Below are 19391 nucleotides of genomic sequence, written 5' to 3'. Positions count from 1 at the left end.
CGGCAAGAAAAAAGGCAGCCCTGGGGCTGCCTTTTTCGTTTGTGGCCTGGGCTCAGAGCGGCAGGCCGGCCTTGACCCGGTACTGGTTGCGCACCGGCGTGGCGTATTGGCGGATCAACCAGGGGCGCTGCTCGGCAGGGCAGGCATCCAGGCGGCGCTGCCACTCGGTGCGAGCAGCGGCCACTTCGGCGGCGGGGAACAGCTGCTCGGCGCTCGGCACCTGCAACTCAGTGTCGCGCTCGTCCCACTGGGCGTAGGCCAGCAGATGCACCGGGAACAGCCGGTAGCCGCCAAGGATGCGCTGGTCCATCAGGGCGGCCAGTTGCTTGGCATCCTCGAAGCCGGTGCGTACCGGCTCGCCGAAGTGCACATGGACGCGGCCCTTGTAGCCGGTGATGCCGAGGGCGATGCTGGCATCGTCCTCGCCCGGCGCCTTCTCGTAGCTACCGGTGCTGGCACGGATCTGCAGCTCGTGGGCCTTGGCCTGGTCGCAGGGGTCGTACTCGTAGCTGATCGACACCGGGATCAGGTTCAGCGCGGCCAGGGCCTCGGCGAACGGCTCGTCCTTGCGGCTCATGTGGAACATCTTGAGGATCGCCGAGTCGGTACGGTCGTCGCCGTCCTTGGCCCGCCCCTCGGCCTGGGCGATCCAGATCGACTGGCCTTCCTCGCGGATCGAGTGGTTGATGTAGGCCGACAGCAACTGGAAGGCCGCCAGCTTCTCGCGCCGGCCGGCCACGCTACGGTGCACGATGAAACTCTTGTTCAGGCGCATCAGGTCGCTGACGAAGGGGCGCTGCAGCAGGTTGTCGCCGATGGCGATGCGCGGCGTCGGCAGCTTGGCGTGGAACACCGCGTAGTTGACGAAGGCCGGGTCCATCACGATGTCGCGGTGGTTGGCCAGGAACAGATAGGGCGTGCCGGCCTTCAGCTGCTCGATGCCGGAGAAGCTGATGCCATCGGTGGCGCGCTCCACGGTACGGTCGATATAGGGCTCGATGCGTGCCTGCAGGGCATCCACCGAAGTGATGCCGGCCGTCTCGCTGCGCAGCCGATGGGCTATAAGAGGTTTGAGCAACCAACCGAATGGCCCGGCCAGGCGCGGGAAGCGGAAGCGGGTCAGGGCGCCGAGGAAGGTGTCGTCGCTCAACAGACGCGCCAGTACGGCGGGGACCTCGTGGTCGGCGTAGGGTCGGATGGAATCGAATTCGCCCATCATGTTCTCGTGGTTAGGCTGCTCGGAATGCCCGTGCGCGGGCCTGCAATAGACCGGCGATTATACCGGCAAGTCACATGGAGGCCGTGATGCTGGAAACACAGTTGTACCAGTGCCCATATTGTTGGGAACAGGCCGAGGCGGTGCTCGATCTCTCTGCGGGGGATCAGGAGTATGTCGAGGACTGCCCGGTGTGCTGTCGGCCGATCATTTTCGAGCTGCATACCGACGGTGAAACCTGGACGCTGGACGTGCGTGGGGAGAACGACTGATGCAGCGCATCTATGAGCCGCAGGACCTGTTGGAAGCCGAATTGCTGGTGGGTGTGCTGGCCAGCGAGGGGGTGGAGGCGCACCTGGCCGGACGGCATCTGCTCGGCGCAGTGGGCGAGTTGCCGGCGCTGGGCTTGCTCGGTTTGCTGGTGGAGGACGACGATGCCGAGCACGCGCGGCGCTTGATCGCCGCGTACAATGCCGCCGCGCCGCTGCCGGGCGAAGAGCCCGAGGGTTTCCCCGGCGTGCTGCTCTGCTGATTCTTTCTTTCGCTGCCTCTTCTGTTACTGGAAACACCGCCGCCCATGAGTGGACGCTACGCCCTGTTCCGTTGGCCCCAGTCCCTGTCGAGCCTGCCGGGCTTTCCCGAAGGCTTTCCGCAGCGCTGGAATCTGGCGCCCGGTGCCCAGGTGCTGTTCATCCACCAGCCCGAAGGTGAGCTGCAGGCTGCGGCCGGGCGCTGGGGGCTGACCCCGGCTTGGCTCGATGACCTCTCCAAGGCGCCGTCCCATGCACGCGCCGAGACCCTGGCCGAGCAGCCGATGTTTCGCGAGGCCTTCCGCCAGCGCCGTTGCCTACTGCCGGCCAATGGCTTCTACGAGTGGCGCGGCCAGGCCAATCGCAAGCGCCCGTACTGGATGAGCAGCGAGGGGCTGCAGTATTTCGCGGGGGTGTGGGAGGCCTATCCGACGGCGGGGCAGACCTACCTGAGCGTGGCGATGATCACCGCGCCGGCCAGCTACCTGCGTCGGCCCGTGCTGCTGGACCAGGCTGCTACCCGTGTCTGGCTCGACCCGCAGGCCTCGGTCGAGCAGCTGCAGGCGCTGCTGACAGCGCCGCAACCGCCGCTGCGCGAGCGTGCAGTGAGTACGTTGATCAACGATCCGGCCTTCGAAGGCCCGGATTGCCTGACTCCGGCCTAGTTTTGCACTTCCTGATACTCCGGCCGCCGCGCCAGCCCTTCCTTCAATAGTTCCACCAGCAGGCGCACCTTGGGCGAGAGGTGACGCTGCTGCGGATACAGCGCCCACACGGCGGTGTGTGGCGGACGCTGTTGTGGCAACAGGTCGACCAGCGCGCCGCTGCGCAGGTGCGGCTGCACGTAGTAGTCCGGCAACTGGCACAGGCCGAAGCCGCGCAGGGCGGCGTCGAGTACTGCCTCGCCGCTGTTGCAGCGCCAGTTGCCTTGCACCCGTTGGCTCAGCTCGCGACCGTCCTGCTGGAAGCTCCACTGATCGCTGCTGCCGACCAGGCAGTTATGCCGACCCAGCTCGGACAGCGAGTGCGGCCGGCCGTAGCGTTCCAGATAGGCAGGCGCCGCGCACAGGTGCATGACCCGCGGGGCCAGGCGGGTGGCGACCAGTCGTGAGTCCTGCAGGCGGCCGAGGCGGATGGCCAGGTCCATGCTGCTGTGCAGCAGGTCGAGGGTCTGGTTGCTCAGCTCGATCTCCACGCGCAGCTGCGGATGGCGCGCCATGAATTCGTTGACCAGCGGCACGATGAAACGCTCGCCATAGGCCACCGCACAGGTCATCCGCAGCAGGCCCTTGGGCTCGTCGTTGAGGTCGCCGATGGCACGCAGGGCTTCCTCGCGGGCGTCCTGCAGGCGCTGGCAGTGCTGCAGGAAGGTCTGTCCGGCCTCGGTCAGCGTCACCTTGCGTGTGCTGCGGTAGAACAGGCGGGTTTGCAGGCGCTCCTCGAGACGCGCCACCTGGCGGCTGACCTGCGAGGTAGAGAGTCCCAGGCGCTGCGCGGCGGCGGCGAAGCGGCCGCATTCGGCGACCGCGACGAACTCGTCCAGGCCTTCCCAGTTGCTCATCGATTATCCCTGGTTGGCAATAATGTTTTGCTGATTGCCTGGATTATCCAGAAAAACGCCGAGGTCTACACTCTCGGCACTTTTCATCCACTGGAGAACGTCCATGATCAAGTCCCGTGCCGCCGTCGCGTTCGGCCCCAACCAGCCGCTCAAGATCGTCGAAGTGGACGTCGCTCCACCGAAGGCCGGCGAAGTGCTGGTGCGCATCGTCGCTACCGGCGTGTGCCACACCGACGCCTACACCCTGTCCGGTGCCGACTCCGAGGGCGTGTTCCCGTCGATCCTCGGCCACGAGGGTGGTGGCATCGTCGAGGCGGTGGGCGAGGGCGTGACCTCGGTGCAGGTCGGTGACCACGTGATCCCGCTGTACACCGCCGAATGCCGCGAGTGCAAATTCTGCAAATCCGGCAAGACCAACCTGTGCCAGAAGGTGCGCGCCACCCAGGGCAAGGGCCTGATGCCGGACGGCACCAGCCGCTTCAGCTACAACGGCGAGCCGATCTACCACTACATGGGCTGCTCGACCTTCTCCGAGTACACCGTGCTGCCGGAAATCTCCCTGGCGGTGATCCCGAAGGACGCGCCGCTGGAGAAGGTCTGCCTGCTCGGCTGCGGCGTCACCACCGGTATCGGCGCCGTGCTCAACACCGCCAAGGTGGAAGAGGGCGCCACCGTCGCCATCTTTGGCCTCGGCGGCATCGGCCTGGCGGCGATCATCGGCGCCAAGATGGCCAAGGCCAGCCGCATCATCGCCGTCGACATCAACCCGGCCAAGTTCGGCGTGGCCCGCGAGCTGGGCGCGACCGACTTCGTCAATCCGAAGGACCACGCCAAGCCGATCCAGGAAGTCATCGTCGAGATGACCGACGGTGGCGTCGACTACAGCTTCGAGTGCGTCGGCAACGTGCAGCTGATGCGCGCCGCGCTGGAATGCGCGCACAAGGGTTGGGGCGAGAGCGTGATTATCGGTGTGGCCGGTGCCGGCGAGGAAATCAGCACCCGTCCGTTCCAGCTGGTGACCGGGCGCGTCTGGCGCGGTTCGGCCTTCGGTGGTGTCAAGGGCCGTACCGAGCTGCCGAGCTATGTGGAGAAGTCGCAGAAGGGCGAGATCCCGCTGGACACCTTCATCACCCACACCATGGGCCTGGACGAGATCAACAGCGCCTTCGACCTGATGCACGAAGGCAAGAGCATCCGCACCGTTATCCACTACTAAATCCATGGGCGGGGCGCTGCGGCGCCCCCTACGGAGATCGTGATGACTCTTGAGATCGTTTCCAGCAACAAGAGCTGTGGCGGCTGGCACAAGCGTTACCGCCACCGCTCTACCGCGCTCAACTGCGACATGGTGTTCGCCGTGTACCTGCCGCCGCAGGCGGAGCAGGGCGCCAAGCTGCCGGTGCTGTACTGGCTGAGCGGCCTGACCTGCACCGACGAGAATTTCATGCAGAAGGCCGGCGCGCAGAAGCTGGCCGCCGAGCTCGGCTTGATCATCGTCGCACCGGACACCAGCCCGCGCGGCGAAGGTGTGCCAGATGACGCCAACAAGGCATGGGACTTCGGTCTCGGCGCCGGCTTCTACCTCAACGCCACCCAGGAGCCCTGGGCGCGCCACTACCGTATGTACGACTACGTGGTGCAGGAGCTGCCGGCGCTGATCGAGGCCAACTTCCCGGTATCGGACAAGCGCGGTATCAGCGGCCACTCCATGGGCGGCCACGGCGCGCTGGTCTGCGCGCTGAAGAATCCGGGGTGCTATCAGTCGGTGTCGGCCTTTGCGCCGATCAGCAACCCGCTCAACTGCCCCTGGGGCGAGAAGGCGTTTTCCAACTACCTGGGCGACGACCGTTCGCGCTGGCGCGAGTGGGATGCCTGTGTGCTGCTGGCCGAGGCGAGCGAGAAGCTGCCGATCCTGGTCGATCAGGGCGACCGCGACGACTTCCTCGAAATCCAGCTCAAGCCCCAGGCCCTGCAGGCCGCGGCCAAAGCCGCCGAGCATCCGCTGACCCTGCGCCTGCAACCGGGCTACGACCACAGCTACTACTTCATCGCCAGCTTCATCGACGATCACTTGCGCCACCATGCGGCGGCGCTGCGCTGATCGATGAGCCCGCTCGAGGGCCTCGGGCTGGTTCTGCTGCTGGGCGGGGTGGCGCTGGCGCCCTTCGCCTGGTGGCTGAGTCGGGGCTGGTTGTTCGTCGCTCTGATGCTGGTGTGTGTCGGCGGGCCGTTGTTTTTCAGCGCACGCCGGGCGCGCCGCATGGCGCAGGTGGATGATCGTTCGGGGCCGCTGGTGCTCGGTGAGGCCAGGGGCTTTGCCGGGCACCGTGCCTTCGACGAATCCGCCGACGACTGAAGGTCTGGATGAGAAGGGTTCGCGGGGGGCTGGCCTGCGGTAGAATCGCGCCCTGATTTTTTCTAGGCCAGGTTTTCATGAGCAGCCCTATGCGTATCGGTCACGGCTACGACGTTCATCGCTTCGGCGAGGGCGACTTCATTACCCTCGGCGGCGTGCGCATCCCGCACAAGTTCGGCCTGATCGCCCATTCCGATGGCGACGTGCTGCTGCATGCCCTCAGCGATGCGCTGCTCGGCGCCTGCGCCCTGGGCGATATCGGCAAGCACTTCCCTGACACCGACCCGACCTTCAAGGGCGCTGACAGCCGCGCGCTGCTGCGCCATGTGCTCGGCCTGATCCATGCCAAGGGCTATGTGGTCGGCAACGTCGACGCCACCATCGTCGCCCAGGCGCCGAAGATGGCGCCGCATATCGAGACCATGCGCGGCCTGATCGCCGAGGACCTGCAGGTCGAACTGGACGCGGTCAACGTCAAGGCCACCACCACCGAAAAGCTCGGTTTCACCGGCCGTGAGGAAGGCATCGCGGTTCACGCCGTGGCGCTGTTGGTTAAAGCATGACCGAGCTGGAACTGCTGGGCCCGCGCGCCCATGGCGAGGCCTGTGGTCAGGCCGTGCTCAAGGCCACTGCCGAGGACTTTCAGGTCGACGAGGTGCTGGATATTCCGCTGTCCGGCAATGGCGAGCACCTGTGGCTGTGGGTGGAGAAGCGCGGCCTCAACACCGAGGAGGCGGCGCGCCGCCTGGCTCGTGCGGCCGGGGTGTCGCAGCGCAATATCAGCTACGCCGGACTGAAGGATCGCCAGGCGCTGACCCGCCAGTGGTTCAGCCTGCATCTGCCGGGCAAGGCCGATCCCGACCTGTCCGCCGCCGAGGGCGAGACCCTGGCCATCCTCAAGGCCGTGCGTCACTCGCGCAAACTGCAGCGCGGCGCGCATTCGGCCAATGGCTTCACCCTGCGCCTGACCGGCCTCAAGGCCGACCGCGAGCTGCTGGAGCAACGCCTGCAGAGCATCCGCGAGCAGGGCGTGCCGAACTACTACGGCCTGCAGCGCTTCGGCTGGCAGGGGGGCAACGTGGCTGATGCGCGCGCCTTCGCCGAACGCAGCGAGCTGCCGGAGCAGCGCAATACCCGTTCGCGCCTGCTCTCGTCGGCGCGCAGCTATCTGTTCAACCGCGCCCTGGCAGCGCGCGTGGCCGACGGCAGCTGGAACCAGGCGCGGGTCGGCGACCTGCTGGCCTTCACCGACAGTCGCAGCTTCTTTATGGCTGGGGAGAGCGAGTGCAGCGACCCACGCCTGGCGATTCTCGACCTGCATCCGACCGGCCCGCTGTGGGGCGACGGTGCATCGTCGGCCGAGGGCACCGCGCAGGAGTTGGAGCAGAAACTGGCCGCCGCCGAACCGGCGTTGGTCGCCTGGCTGGCGAAGGCGGGCATGGCGCACGAACGGCGCATCCTGCGCCTCCCCATCGCCGGGCTGACGTGGCATTATCCGGAGCCTGAGATAGTGCAACTGCAATTCGTCCTGCCGGCCGGTTGCTTCGCCACCGCCGTGGTGCGCGAACTGGTCGATCTGCTGCCGGCAGGGCAGACGGACTCTCCATGCGAATTCTGATCTCCAACGACGACGGCGTGATGGCACCCGGCATCGCCGCGCTGCATGACGCGCTGCACGACTATGCCGAGTGCGTGGTCATCGCCCCGACCGAAGACAAGAGCGGTACCAGCAGTTCGCTGACCCTGGACCGCCCGCTGCACCCGGCGCCGCTGCCCAATGGCTTCATTGCCCTCAACGGCACGCCCACCGACTGCGTGCACCTGGGCCTTAATGCCTTGCTCGATCCGGTACCGGACATGGTGGTCTCGGGCATCAACCTGGGCGCCAACCTCGGCGACGACGTGCTCTATTCCGGCACCGTGGCCGCGGCGCTCGAAGGGCGCTTCCTGAGCAAGCCGGCCTTCGCCTTCTCGTTGGTCTCACGCCGCACCGACAACCTGGCTACCGCCGCCTATTTCGCGCGCAAGCTGGTGGAGGCGCACGACAGGCTCGATCTGCCGCCGCGCACCGTACTCAACGTCAACGTGCCCAACCTGCCGCTGGAGCATATCCGTGGCGTGCAGCTGACCCGCCTCGGTCATCGCGCGCGCGCAGCCGCGCCGGTCAAGCAGGTCAACCCGCGGGGCAAGGAAGGCTACTGGATCTCCGTCTCCGGCGATGCCGAGGACGGCGGCCCGGGCACCGACTTCCATGCGGTGATGCAGGGCTACGTATCGATCACTCCGCTGCAGCTGGACCGCACCTTCCACGAGGCTTTCGAGGGTCTCGATGGTTGGCTGGAGGGCCTGCTCTGATGCGCGGCCAGGATCACCTGCAGCGCCAGGGCGTCGGCATGACCTCGCAGCGCACCCGTGAGCGCCTGATCGAGCGCCTGTACGAGGAAGGCCTGTCCAACCCGCACGTGCTCGAAGTCATCCGCCGCACGCCGCGTCACCTGTTCGTCGACGAGGCGCTGGCCCATCGCGCCTACGAAGACACCGCGCTGCCCATCGGCCACAACCAGACCATTTCCCAGCCTTATATAGTCGGGCGCATGACTGAGCTGCTGCTGGCTGGCGGCCCGTTGGACAAGGTGCTGGAGATCGGTACCGGCTCCGGCTACCAGACCGCCGTGCTGGCGCAACTGGTGGAGCGGGTGTTCTCGGTGGAACGTATCCAGGCCCTGCAGGATCGTGCCAAGGAGCGCCTGGTCGAGCTCAAGCTGCGCAACGTGGTATTCCGCTGGGGCGATGGCTGGGAAGGCTGGAATGCCCTCGGCCCGTACAACGGCATCATCGTCACTGCCGCCGCTACCGAGGTGCCGCAGGCGCTGCTGGACCAGCTGGCCATCGGCGGTCGCCTGGTGATCCCGGTGGGGGCCGGGGAAACCCAGGAACTGCTGCTGATCGTGCGCGAAGAGGACGGTTACTCGCGCCATGTGCTCGACCTGGTGCGCTTCGTGCCGCTGCTCAACGGCCCGTTGGCCTGAGTTTGCTCGTCCCTGCTTCACAGTGCCGGCGAGCAATGCTGGCGGTGCCGGATAATTCCGGCACAATGCGTCACAACATTTCCAAGAAACACCGGCAGGGGAGCACGGGGTGAGTCTCACGAGCGGACAGCAGCGAAAGAGCCTGAAGGGCCTAGGCCTGGGGGCGGCGGTTTTCGCGGCAATACTGTCGGGCTGCAGCAGCTCGCCTTCCACGAAGCCACAGGTTGTGGATCGCACCCACGGTGGCAGCGCTACGCCTGCGCGTCCGCAGGCCACCGCCGGTGAATACCTGGTGCAGCGCGGCGATACCCTCTACTCGATCGCCTTCCGCTTCGGCTGGGACTGGAAAGCCCTGGCCGCACGCAACAACATTCCCGCGCCCTACACCATCCGTCCAGGACAGCGCATTCGCTTCGATCAGCCACAGCAGGGCAGCGCCCCCGTGGTGGCTCAGGCGAATAGGCCGCCGGTGAGCAGCGTACCGGTGACCTCCGTGCCGCAGACTGCCTCGCGGCCGCCGGTACAGACTCCCACGCCAGTCAAGACGCCAACTCAGCCGCAGCCGGTTGCCCAGTCGCAACCGCCGGTGGCCACGGTGGGAGGCACGGCCACCGCCGGCAAGGTGCAGTCCGTACAGCGCTCTGCACAAGGCTGGGCCTGGCCTGCCAGTGGTGCGCTGATCGGCAAATTCTCGTCAAACGGGAGTTTGAATAAAGGAATTGATATCGCTGGAGAATTGGGCCAGCCTGTTTTGGCTGCAGCTGATGGTTCCGTTGTGTACGCCGGAAGTGGTTTGCGGGGCTACGGTGAACTGGTGATCATCAAGCACAGCGATGCCTATGTAAGCGCCTACGGACATAACCGCAGGTTGCTGGTGCGGGAGGGACAGCAGGTCAAAGTCGGACAGCATATCGCCGAAATGGGATCCACGGGTGCCGATCGGGTGAAGCTCCATTTTGAGATTCGCCGCCAAGGTAAACCGGTAGACCCTCTGCAGTATCTGCCACGTCGTTGACTCTGCCGCCAACCTGCCCTCGCAGCATAGGAGGAGCGGGCTTTGGTGTTGCCAGGGAGTCATCCAGCTATTCATCAGGTGCGCATTGATCGGCGGCAGGCCAGTTTCCAAACTGGCTTGGGGGGCCGGTTCTCCCTGATGTCGAACTGGGTTGGGTATAGCCAAGGCTTGTTGTCGAACTCAGCATGGGACAACAACAATGGCACTCAACAAAGAAGCGCCGGAGTTTGACGTCGACGATGAGGTGCTCCTCATGGAGCCGGACATCGTTCTGGAAGAACTGACAGAGGAAGCCGAACTGTCACTTTCCAGCGCCAAATCCAAGAACTCGACCACCACACTCAAGCAGCACAAATACATTGACTACACCCGGGCGCTCGACGCGACCCAGTTGTATCTCAACGAGATAGGATTCTCGCCGCTGCTTACCCCACAGGAAGAAGTGCACTTCGCGCGCCTGGCGCAGAAGGGCGATCCTGCTGGGCGCAAACGCATGATCGAAAGCAACCTGCGCCTGGTGGTGAAAATCGCCCGACGCTACGTCAATCGCGGCTTGTCCCTGCTGGATCTGATCGAAGAGGGCAACCTCGGCCTGATCCGCGCGGTGGAGAAGTTCGATCCAGAGCGTGGCTTCCGCTTCTCGACCTACGCCACCTGGTGGATCCGTCAGACCATTGAACGGGCGATCATGAATCAGACCCGGACGATTCGCCTGCCGATTCATGTGGTGAAGGAGCTGAACGTCTATCTGCGCGCGGCTCGTGAGTTGACTCAGAAGCTCGACCACGAACCCTCTGCCGAAGAAATCGCCAACCTGCTGGAGAAGCCGGTCGACGAGGTCAAGCGCATGCTCGGTCTCAACGAGCGGGTCACCTCGGTGGATGTTTCCCTCGGCCCGGACTCCGACAAGACGCTGCTCGATACCTTGACCGATGAGCGCCCTACGGATCCTTGCGAGCTGCTGCAGGACGATGATCTCTCGGAGAGCATCGACCAGTGGCTATCCGAGCTGACCGACAAGCAGCGCGAAGTGGTGGTACGCCGCTTCGGCCTGCGCGGCCATGAGAGCTGCACCTTGGAAGAGGTTGGCCAGGAGATCGGTCTGACTCGCGAGCGGGTACGGCAGATTCAGGTTGAGGCTCTCAAGCGCCTGCGCGAGATACTCGAGAAGAATGGCCTGTCCAGCGACGCACTGTTCCAGTAGCGGCTCCCAAGATAAAAAGCCCGGCCTTCGCCGGGCTTTTTATTGCCGGTCAATGTAAGCGATTGCTTACATTGTGTGTAGGAAATCGCAGGCTAAATGCATTGGTTGCGATCTATTCTTATCTATGGGTTTTAGGTAACTATCTGATTTTAAATAATTTAAATCTGTCTACATGTTGCGGGTGATTGGTTTTCTAGCGTCTAGGTGGGCTTGTTCGGTCCCGGCGAAACGCTAATATGAAGCCGTGCCTAGGGATAAGGCGCGGTTGCCAGGACGGTGATCGAGGAACCACTGCAGGATGCAGTTCATCAGGAAGATGAAAGGATTCTCAGGGAGTAGGGAAGAAAGAGCGGGCGGCTAACACCGCCCCTTTTTTTTGCCCGCAGGAACGCCAGAAACGAAAAGGCCCGCAGATGCGGGCCTTTTGCTTTTGGGGCGCTTAGCGCTCCAGGTGCTTCAGTTTGTCCTTGGTGCCGTCCCACTCCTCGGCGTCCGGCAGCGCGTCCTTCCGCTCGGTGATGTTCGGCCAGACTTCCGCCAGCTCGGCGTTGAGCTCGATGAACTCCTGCATGCCATCCGGCACTTCGTCTTCGGAGAAGATCGCCTGGGCTGGGCATTCCGGCTCGCACAGTGCGCAGTCGATGCACTCATCCGGGTGGATTACCAGGAAGTTCGGACCTTCGTAGAAGCAGTCCACCGGGCAGACTTCGACACAGTCGGTGTATTTGCATTTGATGCAGTTGTCGGTAACGACGAAGGTCATCTCTGATTCTCTCCTCGGGCGGCGGCGCCTGGGCCCCGTCTGTGCAGGGTTTGCAGGTGCGCGATAAAGGCCGCGGCTCAGGCTGTAAACCGGGCGATCTGAAAAATGCGCGCGATTCTAACAGCTTGAGCGGCTCTCTGTCAGATGCGTGTCTTCCATGTATATAACAGCTCCAGGGCGCGGCGAGGGGTCAGATCATCGGGATTGACCTTGCCGAGCTCCTCCAGCACCGGGTGTGGCAGGGCTGCAAACATGTCGCTCTGCATCGGTGCGGCTATTTGTCCCGGCTCGCTGCGTGGCACATCGTGCGGCAGGCTGGTGGTCTCCAGGCGGGCCAGATGCTCGCGGGCGCGCTGGATCACCGGGCCGGGAACGCCGGCCAGCTGGGCCACCGCCAGGCCGTAGCTCTGGCTGGCCGGGCCGGGTAGCACATGGTGCAGGAAGACGATGCGCTCGTTGTGCTCGGTGGCGTTGAGGTGCACGTTGGCCACCACCGGCTCGCTTTCCGGCAGCACGGTCAGCTCGAAGTAGTGGGTGGCGAACAAGGTCCAGGCGCGCAGCTTGGCCAGGTGTTCTGCGGCCGACCAGGCCAGCGACAGGCCGTCGAAGGTGCTGGTGCCGCGGCCCACTTCGTCCATCAGCACCAGGCTGCGGTCGCTGGCGTTATGCAGGATGTTGGCGGTCTCGCTCATTTCCACCATGAAGGTGGAGCGGCCGCCGGCCAGGTCGTCCGAGGAGCCGATGCGGGTGAAGATGCGGTCGACCAGCGACAGCTCGCAGGCGGCCGCGGGGACGAAACTGCCGATATGGGCCAGCAGCACGATCAGCGCGGTCTGGCGCATATAGGTCGATTTACCGCCCATGTTCGGGCCGGTAATGATCAGCATGCGGGTGTTGTCGTCCAGCCCCAGGTCGTTGGCGACGAACGGCGTTTCCAGTACCTGCTCGACCACCGGGTGGCGACCCTGGTCGATGCGCAGGCAAGGCTCTTCGACGAAGCGCGGGCGGTTCAGGTCGAGGTTCAGTGCACGCTCGGCCAGGTTGGCCAGCACGTCCAGCTCGGCCAGCGCGCCGGCGGTGTCCTGCAGCGGCGCCAGCTGGGCGATTAGCAGCTCCAGCAGTTCTTCGTAGAGCTGTTTCTCGCGGGCCAGGGCGCGGCTCTTGGCCGACAGTGCCTTGTCCTCGAAGGTCTTCAGTTCCGGGGTGATGAAGCGCTCGGCGCCCTTCAGGGTCTGGCGACGGATGTAGTCGGCCGGGGCTGATTCGGCCTGCTTGCTCGGCAGCTCGATGAAGTAGCCGTGCACGCGGTTGTAGCCGACCTTGAGGTTGGCCAGGCCGGTGCGCTCCTTCTCGCGCGCCTCCAGGTCCATCAGGTACTGGCCGGCGTTCTCGCTGATCGACTGCAGCTCGTCTAGCTCGGCGTCGTAGCCGGTCTTGAGCACACCACCGTCGCGGATCACCGCCGGCGGGTTGTCGATGATGGCACGGGCCAGCAGGTCGGCCAGTTCCGGGTAGGTACGGATGTTCACCGCCAGCTCGGCCAGGTGCGGGGCATCCAGCTCGGCCATCGCGCTTTGCAGTTGCGGTAGGGCCGCGAGGGCGTCACGCAGGCGCGCCAGATCGCGTGGGCGGGCGTTGCGCAGGCCGATACGGGCGAGGATGCGCTCGACGTCGCCGATGTCCTTGAGCTGCGGCTGCAGCAGTTCGAAGCGGTAGCGGTCGAGCAGGCAGGCGATGGCCTCCTGACGCGCCTCCAGCACATTGCGGTCACGCAGCGGGCGGTTCAGCCAGCGGGTCAGCAGGCGCGAGCCCATGGCGGTCTGGCAGCGGTCGACTACTGATTGCAGGGTGTTGTCGCGGCCACCGGCGAGGTTGGTGTCCAGCTCCAGGTTGCGGCGGCTGGCGCCGTCGAGGATGACGGTGTCGTCCAGGCGCTCATGGCGCAGGTTGCGCAGGTGCGGCAGGGCGGTGCGCTGGGTCTCCTTGGCGTAGATCAGCAGGCAGCCGGCGGCGCCGATGGCCAGGGTCAGGCCCTCGCAGCCGAAGCCCTTGAGATCCTGCACGCCGAACTGCTGGCACAGGCTCTTGCGCGCGCTGTCGCGTTCGAAGTCCCAGGGCGCACGGCGGCGTACGCCACGGCGCTTCTCGATCGGCAGGCCCTGTGGCCAGTCGTCGGGGATCAGTAGCTCGGCGGGGCTCAGGCGTTCCAGTTCGGCCAGCAGGTTCTCCCAGCCTTTCATTTCCTGCACGCTGAAACGGCCGCTGGTGATGTCCAGCACGGCCAGGCCGAACAGCTTCTCGTCACCGAGGATGGCGCCGATCAGGTTGTCGCGGCGCTCGTCGAGGAAGGCCTCGTCGCTGATGGTGCCGGGGGTGATGATGCGCACTACCTGGCGCTCCACCGGGCCCTTGCTGGTGGCCGGGTCGCCAATCTGTTCGCAGATCGCCACCGACTCGCCGAACTTCACCAGGCGCGCCAGATAGCCTTCGGCCGAGTGGAAGGGGATGCCGGCCATGGGAATGGCCTGGCCAGCCGACTGGCCGCGGGCGGTGAGGGTGATGTCGAGCAGGGCCGCGGCCTTCTTGGCGTCCTCGTAGAACAGCTCATAGAAGTCGCCCATGCGGTAGAACATCAGCATGTCCGGGTGCTGGTTCTTCAGCTTCCAGTACTGCTGCATCATCGGTGTGTGGGCTGACAAATCGCTCATGCTGTTCGGTCCGGCTGAAATCGCAAAAGCGCCTAGTGTAGGGTATCCCCCTTGCCCGTTTCACCCCGGAGAGCATATGGATTCCATCACGCAGTTGGCTGAAGAGTTGGGCTCGGCGCTCCAGAGGCTTGGTGCCCAGGTCAGCACCGCCGAGTCCTGCACTGGTGGCGGCATCGCCGAGGCGATTACTCGTATCGCCGGCAGCTCGGCCTGGTTCGAGGCGGGCTACATCACCTATTCCAATACGCAGAAAACCGCGCAGCTTGGCGTGCCGGCAGAGCTGTTCACGAGCGTCGGCGCGGTCAGCCGCGAGGTGGTCGAGGCGATGGTGGATGGGGCGCATAAACGCAGCGGTGCGCGGTTCACCGTGGCGGTCAGCGGTGTCGCCGGCCCTGGTGGTGGTTCGCCGCAGAAGCCGGTCGGCACCGTGTGGCTGGCTTGGGGCGATGGCGAGCGGCGCTTCGCCGAGCGCTGTCAGTTCCCCGGCGACCGCGAGGCGGTGCGGCGGCATACGGTGCAGCGGGCTCTGCAGGGGCTGCTCCGACTGGCGGCAGGAGAAAATCCCGAGCGGGGGTAGGCGAGTGACTTGCCTTATGGAATACTACTGTCTACTTATACAGTTGTTGGTGAGCGCTAGGCTCCCTTTGATCACGTGAGGATGGAAATGGACGAGAACAAGAAGCGCGCGTTGGCGGCTGCCCTGGGCCAGATCGAGAAGCAGTTCGGCAAGGGTGCCGTGATGCGCATGGGCGACCACGAGCGTCAGGCGATTCCCGCCATTTCCACCGGCTCCCTCGGCCTGGACATCGCGCTCGGCATCGGCGGTCTGCCGAAGGGCCGTATCGTCGAGATCTACGGTCCGGAATCCTCGGGTAAGACCACTCTGACTCTGTCGGTGATTGCCGAAGCCCAGAAGGCCGGCGCCACCTGCGCCTTCGTCGATGCCGAACACGCCCTGGACCCGGACTACGCCGGCAAGCTGGGCGTCAACGTCGACGACCTGCTGGTCTCGCAGCCGGACACCGGCGAGCAGGCCCTGGAAATCACCGACATGCTGGTGCGCTCCAACGCGGTTGACGTGATCATCGTCGACTCCGTGGCCGCCCTGGTGCCCAAGGCCGAGATCGAAGGCGAAATGGGCGATGCCCACGTCGGCCTGCAGGCCCGTCTGATGAGCCAGGCGCTGCGCAAGATCACCGGCAACATCAAGAACGCCAACTGCCTGGTCATCTTCATCAACCAGATCCGCATGAAGATCGGCGTGATGTTCGGCAACCCGGAAACCACCACCGGTGGTAACGCCCTGAAGTTCTACGCCTCCGTACGCCTGGACATCCGCCGTACCGGCGCAGTGAAGGAAGGCGACGAGGTGGTCGGCAGCGAGACCCGCGTCAAGGTGGTGAAGAACAAGGTGGCCCCGCCGTTCCGTCAGGCCGAGTTCCAGATCATGTACGGCAAGGGTATCTACCGCACCGGCGAGATCATCGACCTGGGCGTGCAACTCGGTCTGGTGGAGAAATCCGGTGCCTGGTACAGCTACCAAGGCAACAAGATCGGCCAGGGCAAGGCCAATGCCGCCAAGTACCTGGAAGACAATCCGGAAGTGGGCGGCGCCATCGAGAAGATCATCCGCGAGAAGCTGCTGGTCGACTCCGCAGCTCGTGGTGCGGTCGAGGCGGATGCCGACGAGACGGCCGATCTGGACGCCTGATCGGCGCGCCTGAGGCATGGAAGGCTCCGTGAACGGCATGCTCGACAACCCGGTCGCCGTGCGCCGGGTTGCCATGGACCTGCTGGCCCGGCGCGAGCATGGTCGGGTCGAGCTGGTGCGCAAGCTGCGCCAGCGCGGCGCCCCGCAGGAGCTGATCGACAGCGCCCTCGACCGTCTGACGCAAGAAGGTCTGTTGTCGGAGGCTCGTTACCTGGAGAGCTTCGTCGCCAGTCGTGGACGTGCCGGCTATGGTCCGCTACGCATCCGTGAGGAGTTGGCGCAGCGTGGCCTGCCCCGACAGGATATCGAGCAGGCGCTGAGTGAGGCCGAGATCGATTGGGGCGAGCAGTTGCGCGAGCTGTGGCAGCGCAAGTTCGCCGGTCAGCTGCCGGCGGATATGCGTGAGAAGGCCAAACAAGCGCGCTTTCTCGCCTATCGCGGTTTTTCCCAGGAACAGATCGGCCGCCTGTTGCGCGGTGCCAGTCTGGACTGATTTCCCCTTGAGCCCGGAGCGTTCCCTTCTCCGGGCTCTGTTTTTTCTGCTGTAGCGCCGATTAGGCGAGGCCCCGCCGGCCTCGCCTGTTCAGCTATTGGCTGCCCAGTTCTGTGGCAGGTTGATGAAGTCCACCAGCTCGCGCAGCCGCCCGTGGTCGCGGGCGTTGAAGTGGAAGGCCAGGCGGATCAGGTCGAACAGCTCCGGTTCATCGCGCTCCTTGTCCTGGGCGGGTTGCTGCTGGTAGCCGCCACTCAGGCACAGGTCGGCGAATTCCTTGTCCAGGGTGTGCAGGGCTGCTGTGCTGAGCGGGTGGTTCATGCGGATCACGAACTGCCCCTTGAGCCAGCGCGAGGAGTGGTAGTTGCGGTAGAAGCGGGCAATCTCCTGGCCGGCCTCTTCGGCGCTGTGCACCAGTCGCACCAAATGCAGGTCGCTGGGCAGGATGTAGCGGCGCTCCTGGAGTTGGGCGCGGATCACTTCGAGGAACTGGTGCCAGTAGTCACTGCCCGGCTCGTCGAGCAGAACGATGGGCACCAGTGGGCTCTTGCCGGTCTGCACCAGGGTCATCACCTCCAGCGCCTCGTCCAGGGTGCCGAAGCCGCCTGGGCAGAGCACCAGGGCATCGGCTTCCTTGACGAAGAACAGTTTGCGCAGGAAGAAGAAGTGGAACGACAGCAGGTTGCTGGTGCCGTGCACCGTGGCATTGGCGTTCTGCTCGAAGGGCAGGGTGATATTGAAGCCCAGGCTGTTCTCCAATCCTGCGCCGGCATGGGCGGCGGCCATCACCCCGCCGCCGGCACCGGTGATCACCATCAGGTCGAGGCGCGCCAGGGTCTGGCCCAGCTCGCGGGCCAGGTGATAGACGGGGTGATCAGCCGGGGTGCGCGCCGAGCCGAAGACCGTGACTTTGCGCCGGCGCTTGAACTGTTCGAGGGTGCTGAAGGCCTGCTCCATCTCGCGCAAGGTCTGCAGCATGATCTTGGCGTCCCAGCGATTGCGGTCGGCCTGGGCCATGCGGATCACTGTGGTGAGCATTTCCTGGTACAGCGGCAGATTGGGGCTGTTGGCGGGGACCACCAGGGCGGCCAGCTCTTCTACCTTGCTGGTCAGGTCGACGCCGCTGGTGTGGAAGTGGCGGGACAGGTATTCATCCGGTTCGTAAGGCATGTACATCTCCTTCCACTACTGAGGCCGGGCCGCTGACATGGCGGCGGCCCTGTACTGAGTATGGCCCCGTCCGATGAATCTTTGCCGTTCGTCCGCCGGCCTGAACAGGCCGTGACCCTCTGTTTTACTTGCTGGAAGCGACAGGTTTGCCGCAGGCCCTGGCGTGCGGTGCAGAGCAGGAAGGGAGGGGCAGGTATGCCCAAGTTGACGCTGGAGTTGGATCTGGATCTATACCGCCTGCTGACGCAGGCCGCGCGTACCAATGGTCTTAGCCTGGAGGAAGAGTGTCTGCGCCGGCTGGAGGGCGGTGTGCGCCGCGCCAGCTACATGCAGGCGCTGCTGGCCGAGCTCAGGGCCGACGGCGAGCAGCAGCGCGGCAAGGGATGAATCACTGCAGGCCGCAGTCGGCCTTGGCGAAGCGTTCGACGGTAACCGGACGGTTGGTCTTGTATTCGCTGAACTGGTAACGCAGGACCGCGCCACTGTCCAGCAGGCGCACATAGCCAGGGTTGCGGCAGACGCTGGCTGCCAGCTGCTGGCGTACCGTGTCCGGATTGGCGCGCATCTGCGCGGCATGCGCGGCGCGCACGCTGAGATGGTTGACCAGCTCCTTGCCTTCCACCGTATAGCCCTGATCGAGAATGTCCTCGTTGATCGCCCGCGGGGTGCCGACGCTACTTTCCTTGGCGACCTGCTCCAGTGTGCGGGTCAGCTCGTGCTCCTGCAGCGAAGCGGCCTGCGCGACAGGCAGGAGGGCGGCGAGGGCGAACAGGGCGATGAGGCGGGGCATGGTGATCTCCATAGAATGCGATGCTGCCTTCGACCGGCGCTCCTTGCCCGGGTTCAGCAGGCCCCCATCTTACTCCCCGCCCGCGGCGAAGGTAGACTGCGCGCCTTTTCCGTGGAGTCGATCATGAGCCATGCCGTCGCCCGTCTGCGCGCCGAACGCCTGGCGCGCAGCCTGAAGCCCTTCGTTTCCCGTGGTTCGCGCTCCGAACGCTGCCCCGGCTGCCGGGTGATCCCCAGCTATTGCCTGTGCGCCTGGCGACCCAAGGTCGAGGTGCAGGCTGGCGTGTGCCTGATCATGTACGACGTGGAGGCGCTCAAGCCGAGCAATACCGGCTGGCTGATCGCCGACCTGGTGGCCGATACCCATGCCTTCGGCTGGCAGCGCACCGCGGTCGACCCGCGCCTGCTGGCGCTGCTGGATGATCCGCAGTACGCGCCCTGCGTAGTGTTCCCCGGCGAATATGCCGAGCCCGAGCGGGTGATCGAGGAGCTGCCGGCGCCGGTTGCCGGCAAGCTCCCGCTGTTCATCCTGCTCGACGCGACCTGGACCGAGGCGCGCAAGATGTTCCGCAAGAGCCCGTACCTGAACCGCTTCCCGGTGCTCAGCTTGCGACCGGAGCAGCTATCGCGCTACCGCCTGCGTCGCTCCAAGCGCGACGAGCACCTGTGTACTGCCGAGGTTGCCGCGCTGTGCCTGGAGCTGGCCGGCGAGTCGCAGGCCGCGGGGGCGCTGGATGCCTGGCTGGATCTGTTCACCGAGCACTACCTGAGTGCCAAGCACCGCCGCGTGCTGGACGAGCAGAGCCCGGCGCACCAGGCGCTCAAGCCCTTCCTTTAACGCCTCGA

General features: G+C 65.1%; 23 protein-coding genes. 17 read left to right on the top strand and 6 right to left on the bottom strand.

Annotated elements, in window-relative coordinates:
* Window positions 1-52: 52 nt before the first annotated feature.
* Complete coding sequence (locus IP89_RS06780) at window positions 53-1219, bottom strand: 1-acyl-sn-glycerol-3-phosphate acyltransferase (RefSeq protein WP_043308588.1); 1167 nt, start codon at window positions 1217-1219, stop codon at window positions 53-55.
* An 86-nt stretch (window positions 1220-1305) separates the two neighbouring features.
* On the opposite strand from IP89_RS06780, the gene IP89_RS06775 reads away from it, so the two are divergent.
* From IP89_RS06775 to IP89_RS06765, 3 genes are read left to right on the top strand one after another with little or no spacing between them, the layout of a single operon-like run.
* Window positions 1306-1488, top strand: coding sequence for a CPXCG motif-containing cysteine-rich protein (locus IP89_RS06775; protein WP_043308587.1), 183 nt, complete (start codon window positions 1306-1308; stop codon window positions 1486-1488).
* Window positions 1488-1748, top strand: coding sequence for a putative signal transducing protein (locus IP89_RS06770; protein ID WP_043308586.1), 261 nt, complete (start codon window positions 1488-1490; stop codon window positions 1746-1748). The genes IP89_RS06775 and IP89_RS06770 overlap by 1 nt, the downstream gene beginning before the upstream one ends.
* A gap of 45 nt (window positions 1749-1793) precedes the next feature.
* Complete coding sequence (locus IP89_RS06765) at window positions 1794-2411, top strand: SOS response-associated peptidase (protein WP_043308585.1); 618 nt, start codon at window positions 1794-1796, stop codon at window positions 2409-2411.
* Here IP89_RS06765 and IP89_RS06760 read toward each other — a convergent pair.
* On the bottom strand, window positions 2408-3307 hold the full coding sequence (locus IP89_RS06760; protein ID WP_043308584.1) for a LysR substrate-binding domain-containing protein: 900 nt from the start codon (window positions 3305-3307) through the stop codon (window positions 2408-2410). The genes IP89_RS06765 and IP89_RS06760 overlap by 4 nt on opposite strands.
* A 103-nt stretch (window positions 3308-3410) precedes the next feature.
* Here IP89_RS06760 and IP89_RS06755 point away from each other — a divergent pair, with 103 nt between their 5' ends.
* From IP89_RS06755 to rpoS, 9 genes are all read left to right on the top strand, one after another.
* Window positions 3411-4523 carry an S-(hydroxymethyl)glutathione dehydrogenase/class III alcohol dehydrogenase gene (locus IP89_RS06755; protein WP_043308583.1) on the top strand — a complete coding sequence of 371 codons (1113 nt, stop codon included), beginning with the start codon at window positions 3411-3413 and terminating at the stop codon, window positions 4521-4523.
* Between the two features lie 42 nt (window positions 4524-4565).
* Window positions 4566-5408 carry an S-formylglutathione hydrolase gene (gene fghA, locus IP89_RS06750; RefSeq protein WP_043308582.1) on the top strand — a complete coding sequence of 281 codons (843 nt, stop codon included), beginning with the start codon at window positions 4566-4568 and terminating at the stop codon, window positions 5406-5408.
* A gap of 3 nt (window positions 5409-5411) precedes the next feature.
* Window positions 5412-5663, top strand: a complete 252-nt coding sequence (locus tag IP89_RS06745; RefSeq protein ID WP_043308581.1) for a hypothetical protein — start codon at window positions 5412-5414, stop codon at window positions 5661-5663.
* Between the two features lie 89 nt (window positions 5664-5752).
* The gene (gene ispF, locus IP89_RS06740; RefSeq protein ID WP_043308580.1) at window positions 5753-6226 is read left to right on the top strand and encodes a 2-C-methyl-D-erythritol 2,4-cyclodiphosphate synthase; all 474 of its coding nucleotides are present in this window, start codon (window positions 5753-5755) and stop codon (window positions 6224-6226) included.
* Window positions 6223-7281: a tRNA pseudouridine(13) synthase TruD gene (truD, locus tag IP89_RS06735; protein ID WP_043308579.1), complete on the top strand. Its 1059-nt coding sequence runs from the start codon at window positions 6223-6225 to the stop codon at window positions 7279-7281. The genes ispF and truD overlap by 4 nt, the downstream gene beginning before the upstream one ends.
* A complete protein-coding gene (gene surE, locus IP89_RS06730) occupies window positions 7269-8018 on the top strand; it encodes a 5'/3'-nucleotidase SurE (RefSeq protein ID WP_043308578.1) in 750 nt (249 codons plus the stop codon). The genes truD and surE overlap by 13 nt, the downstream gene beginning before the upstream one ends.
* Window positions 8019-8056: 38 nt before the next feature.
* Window positions 8057-8692, top strand: a complete 636-nt coding sequence (locus IP89_RS06725) for a protein-L-isoaspartate(D-aspartate) O-methyltransferase (RefSeq protein WP_177326852.1) — start codon at window positions 8057-8059, stop codon at window positions 8690-8692.
* 109 nt (window positions 8693-8801) lie between these two features.
* A complete protein-coding gene (locus tag IP89_RS22965; RefSeq protein ID WP_081963192.1) occupies window positions 8802-9707 on the top strand; it encodes a peptidoglycan DD-metalloendopeptidase family protein in 906 nt (301 codons plus the stop codon).
* 199 nt (window positions 9708-9906) lie between these two features.
* Window positions 9907-10911, top strand: coding sequence for an RNA polymerase sigma factor RpoS (gene rpoS / locus IP89_RS06715; protein WP_043308573.1), 1005 nt, complete (start codon window positions 9907-9909; stop codon window positions 10909-10911).
* A 439-nt stretch (window positions 10912-11350) separates the two neighbouring features.
* Here rpoS and fdxA read toward each other — a convergent pair whose 3' ends face one another.
* Both fdxA and mutS read right to left on the bottom strand, forming a co-directional pair.
* Window positions 11351-11674, bottom strand: coding sequence for a ferredoxin FdxA (gene fdxA, locus IP89_RS06710; RefSeq protein WP_043308572.1), 324 nt, complete (start codon window positions 11672-11674; stop codon window positions 11351-11353).
* Window positions 11675-11814: 140 nt separating this feature from the next.
* Window positions 11815-14382, bottom strand: a complete 2568-nt coding sequence (gene mutS / locus IP89_RS06705; protein WP_043308570.1) for a DNA mismatch repair protein MutS — start codon at window positions 14380-14382, stop codon at window positions 11815-11817.
* A 76-nt stretch (window positions 14383-14458) separates the two neighbouring features.
* On the opposite strand from mutS, the gene IP89_RS06700 reads away from it, so the two are divergent.
* From IP89_RS06700 to recX, 3 genes are all read left to right on the top strand, one after another.
* The gene (locus IP89_RS06700; protein ID WP_043308568.1) at window positions 14459-14959 is read left to right on the top strand and encodes a CinA family protein; all 501 of its coding nucleotides are present in this window, start codon (window positions 14459-14461) and stop codon (window positions 14957-14959) included.
* An 87-nt stretch (window positions 14960-15046) separates the two neighbouring features.
* Complete coding sequence (recA, locus tag IP89_RS06695; RefSeq protein WP_043308566.1) at window positions 15047-16093, top strand: recombinase RecA; 1047 nt, start codon at window positions 15047-15049, stop codon at window positions 16091-16093.
* 37 nt (window positions 16094-16130) lie between these two features.
* Window positions 16131-16586 carry a recombination regulator RecX gene (gene recX / locus IP89_RS06690; protein ID WP_043309020.1) on the top strand — a complete coding sequence of 152 codons (456 nt, stop codon included), beginning with the start codon at window positions 16131-16133 and terminating at the stop codon, window positions 16584-16586.
* Between the two features lie 90 nt (window positions 16587-16676).
* Here the strand turns inward: recX and IP89_RS06685 are convergent, their stop codons facing one another.
* A complete protein-coding gene (locus IP89_RS06685; RefSeq protein ID WP_043308565.1) occupies window positions 16677-17756 on the bottom strand; it encodes an LOG family protein in 1080 nt (359 codons plus the stop codon).
* 195 nt (window positions 17757-17951) lie between these two features.
* Here IP89_RS06685 and IP89_RS06680 point away from each other — a divergent pair, with 195 nt between their 5' ends.
* Window positions 17952-18143: a hypothetical protein gene (locus IP89_RS06680; protein ID WP_043308563.1), complete on the top strand. Its 192-nt coding sequence runs from the start codon at window positions 17952-17954 to the stop codon at window positions 18141-18143.
* Between the two features lies 1 nt (window position 18144).
* On the opposite strand, the gene IP89_RS06675 is transcribed toward IP89_RS06680, so the two are convergent.
* Entirely contained in the window at window positions 18145-18546 is a 402-nt protein-coding gene (locus IP89_RS06675) for a quorum-sensing-regulated virulence factor family protein (protein WP_043309019.1), read from the bottom strand.
* A 123-nt stretch (window positions 18547-18669) separates the two neighbouring features.
* Here IP89_RS06675 and IP89_RS06670 point away from each other — a divergent pair, with 123 nt between their 5' ends.
* Window positions 18670-19383 carry a tRNA-uridine aminocarboxypropyltransferase gene (locus IP89_RS06670; RefSeq protein ID WP_043308561.1) on the top strand — a complete coding sequence of 238 codons (714 nt, stop codon included), beginning with the start codon at window positions 18670-18672 and terminating at the stop codon, window positions 19381-19383.
* Window positions 19384-19391 lie beyond the last annotated feature (8 nt).

It is taken from the genome of Pseudomonas sp. ML96 (assembly GCF_000761545.1).
Taxonomy (GTDB): Bacteria; Pseudomonadota; Gammaproteobacteria; order Pseudomonadales; family Pseudomonadaceae; genus Aquipseudomonas.
Note: the sequence above shows the minus strand (reverse complement) of the source record. Positions and strands in the feature narration are given on the sequence as shown.

Excerpts from the sequence above, each read along its gene's own strand:
- IP89_RS06725 (WP_177326852.1), top strand. The coding sequence starts at position 8,057 with ATGACCTCGCAGCGCACCCGTGAGCGCCTGATCGAGCGCCTGTACGAG.
- IP89_RS06700 (WP_043308568.1), top strand. The coding sequence starts at position 14,459 with ATGGATTCCATCACGCAGTTGGCTGAAGAGTTGGGCTCGGCGCTCCAG.
- IP89_RS06770 (WP_043308586.1), top strand. The coding sequence starts at position 1,488 with ATGCAGCGCATCTATGAGCCGCAGGACCTGTTGGAAGCCGAATTGCTG.
- truD (WP_043308579.1), top strand. The coding sequence starts at position 6,223 with ATGACCGAGCTGGAACTGCTGGGCCCGCGCGCCCATGGCGAGGCCTGT.
- recX (WP_043309020.1), top strand. The coding sequence starts at position 16,131 with ATGCTCGACAACCCGGTCGCCGTGCGCCGGGTTGCCATGGACCTGCTG.
- IP89_RS06760 (WP_043308584.1), bottom strand. The coding sequence starts at position 3,307 with ATGAGCAACTGGGAAGGCCTGGACGAGTTCGTCGCGGTCGCCGAATGC.
- rpoS (WP_043308573.1), top strand. The coding sequence starts at position 9,907 with ATGGCACTCAACAAAGAAGCGCCGGAGTTTGACGTCGACGATGAGGTG.
- IP89_RS06670 (WP_043308561.1), top strand. The coding sequence starts at position 18,670 with ATGAGCCATGCCGTCGCCCGTCTGCGCGCCGAACGCCTGGCGCGCAGC.
- surE (WP_043308578.1), top strand. The coding sequence starts at position 7,269 with ATGCGAATTCTGATCTCCAACGACGACGGCGTGATGGCACCCGGCATC.
- IP89_RS06755 (WP_043308583.1), top strand. The coding sequence starts at position 3,411 with ATGATCAAGTCCCGTGCCGCCGTCGCGTTCGGCCCCAACCAGCCGCTC.
- IP89_RS06765 (WP_043308585.1), top strand. The coding sequence starts at position 1,794 with ATGAGTGGACGCTACGCCCTGTTCCGTTGGCCCCAGTCCCTGTCGAGC.
- IP89_RS06675 (WP_043309019.1), bottom strand. The coding sequence starts at position 18,546 with ATGCCCCGCCTCATCGCCCTGTTCGCCCTCGCCGCCCTCCTGCCTGTC.
- recA (WP_043308566.1), top strand. The coding sequence starts at position 15,047 with ATGGACGAGAACAAGAAGCGCGCGTTGGCGGCTGCCCTGGGCCAGATC.
- IP89_RS06685 (WP_043308565.1), bottom strand. The coding sequence starts at position 17,756 with ATGCCTTACGAACCGGATGAATACCTGTCCCGCCACTTCCACACCAGC.
- IP89_RS06745 (WP_043308581.1), top strand. The coding sequence starts at position 5,412 with ATGAGCCCGCTCGAGGGCCTCGGGCTGGTTCTGCTGCTGGGCGGGGTG.
- IP89_RS06780 (WP_043308588.1), bottom strand. The coding sequence starts at position 1,219 with ATGATGGGCGAATTCGATTCCATCCGACCCTACGCCGACCACGAGGTC.
- fghA (WP_043308582.1), top strand. The coding sequence starts at position 4,566 with ATGACTCTTGAGATCGTTTCCAGCAACAAGAGCTGTGGCGGCTGGCAC.
- IP89_RS06680 (WP_043308563.1), top strand. The coding sequence starts at position 17,952 with ATGCCCAAGTTGACGCTGGAGTTGGATCTGGATCTATACCGCCTGCTG.
- IP89_RS06775 (WP_043308587.1), top strand. The coding sequence starts at position 1,306 with ATGCTGGAAACACAGTTGTACCAGTGCCCATATTGTTGGGAACAGGCC.
- mutS (WP_043308570.1), bottom strand. The coding sequence starts at position 14,382 with ATGAGCGATTTGTCAGCCCACACACCGATGATGCAGCAGTACTGGAAG.
- fdxA (WP_043308572.1), bottom strand. The coding sequence starts at position 11,674 with ATGACCTTCGTCGTTACCGACAACTGCATCAAATGCAAATACACCGAC.
- ispF (WP_043308580.1), top strand. The coding sequence starts at position 5,753 with ATGCGTATCGGTCACGGCTACGACGTTCATCGCTTCGGCGAGGGCGAC.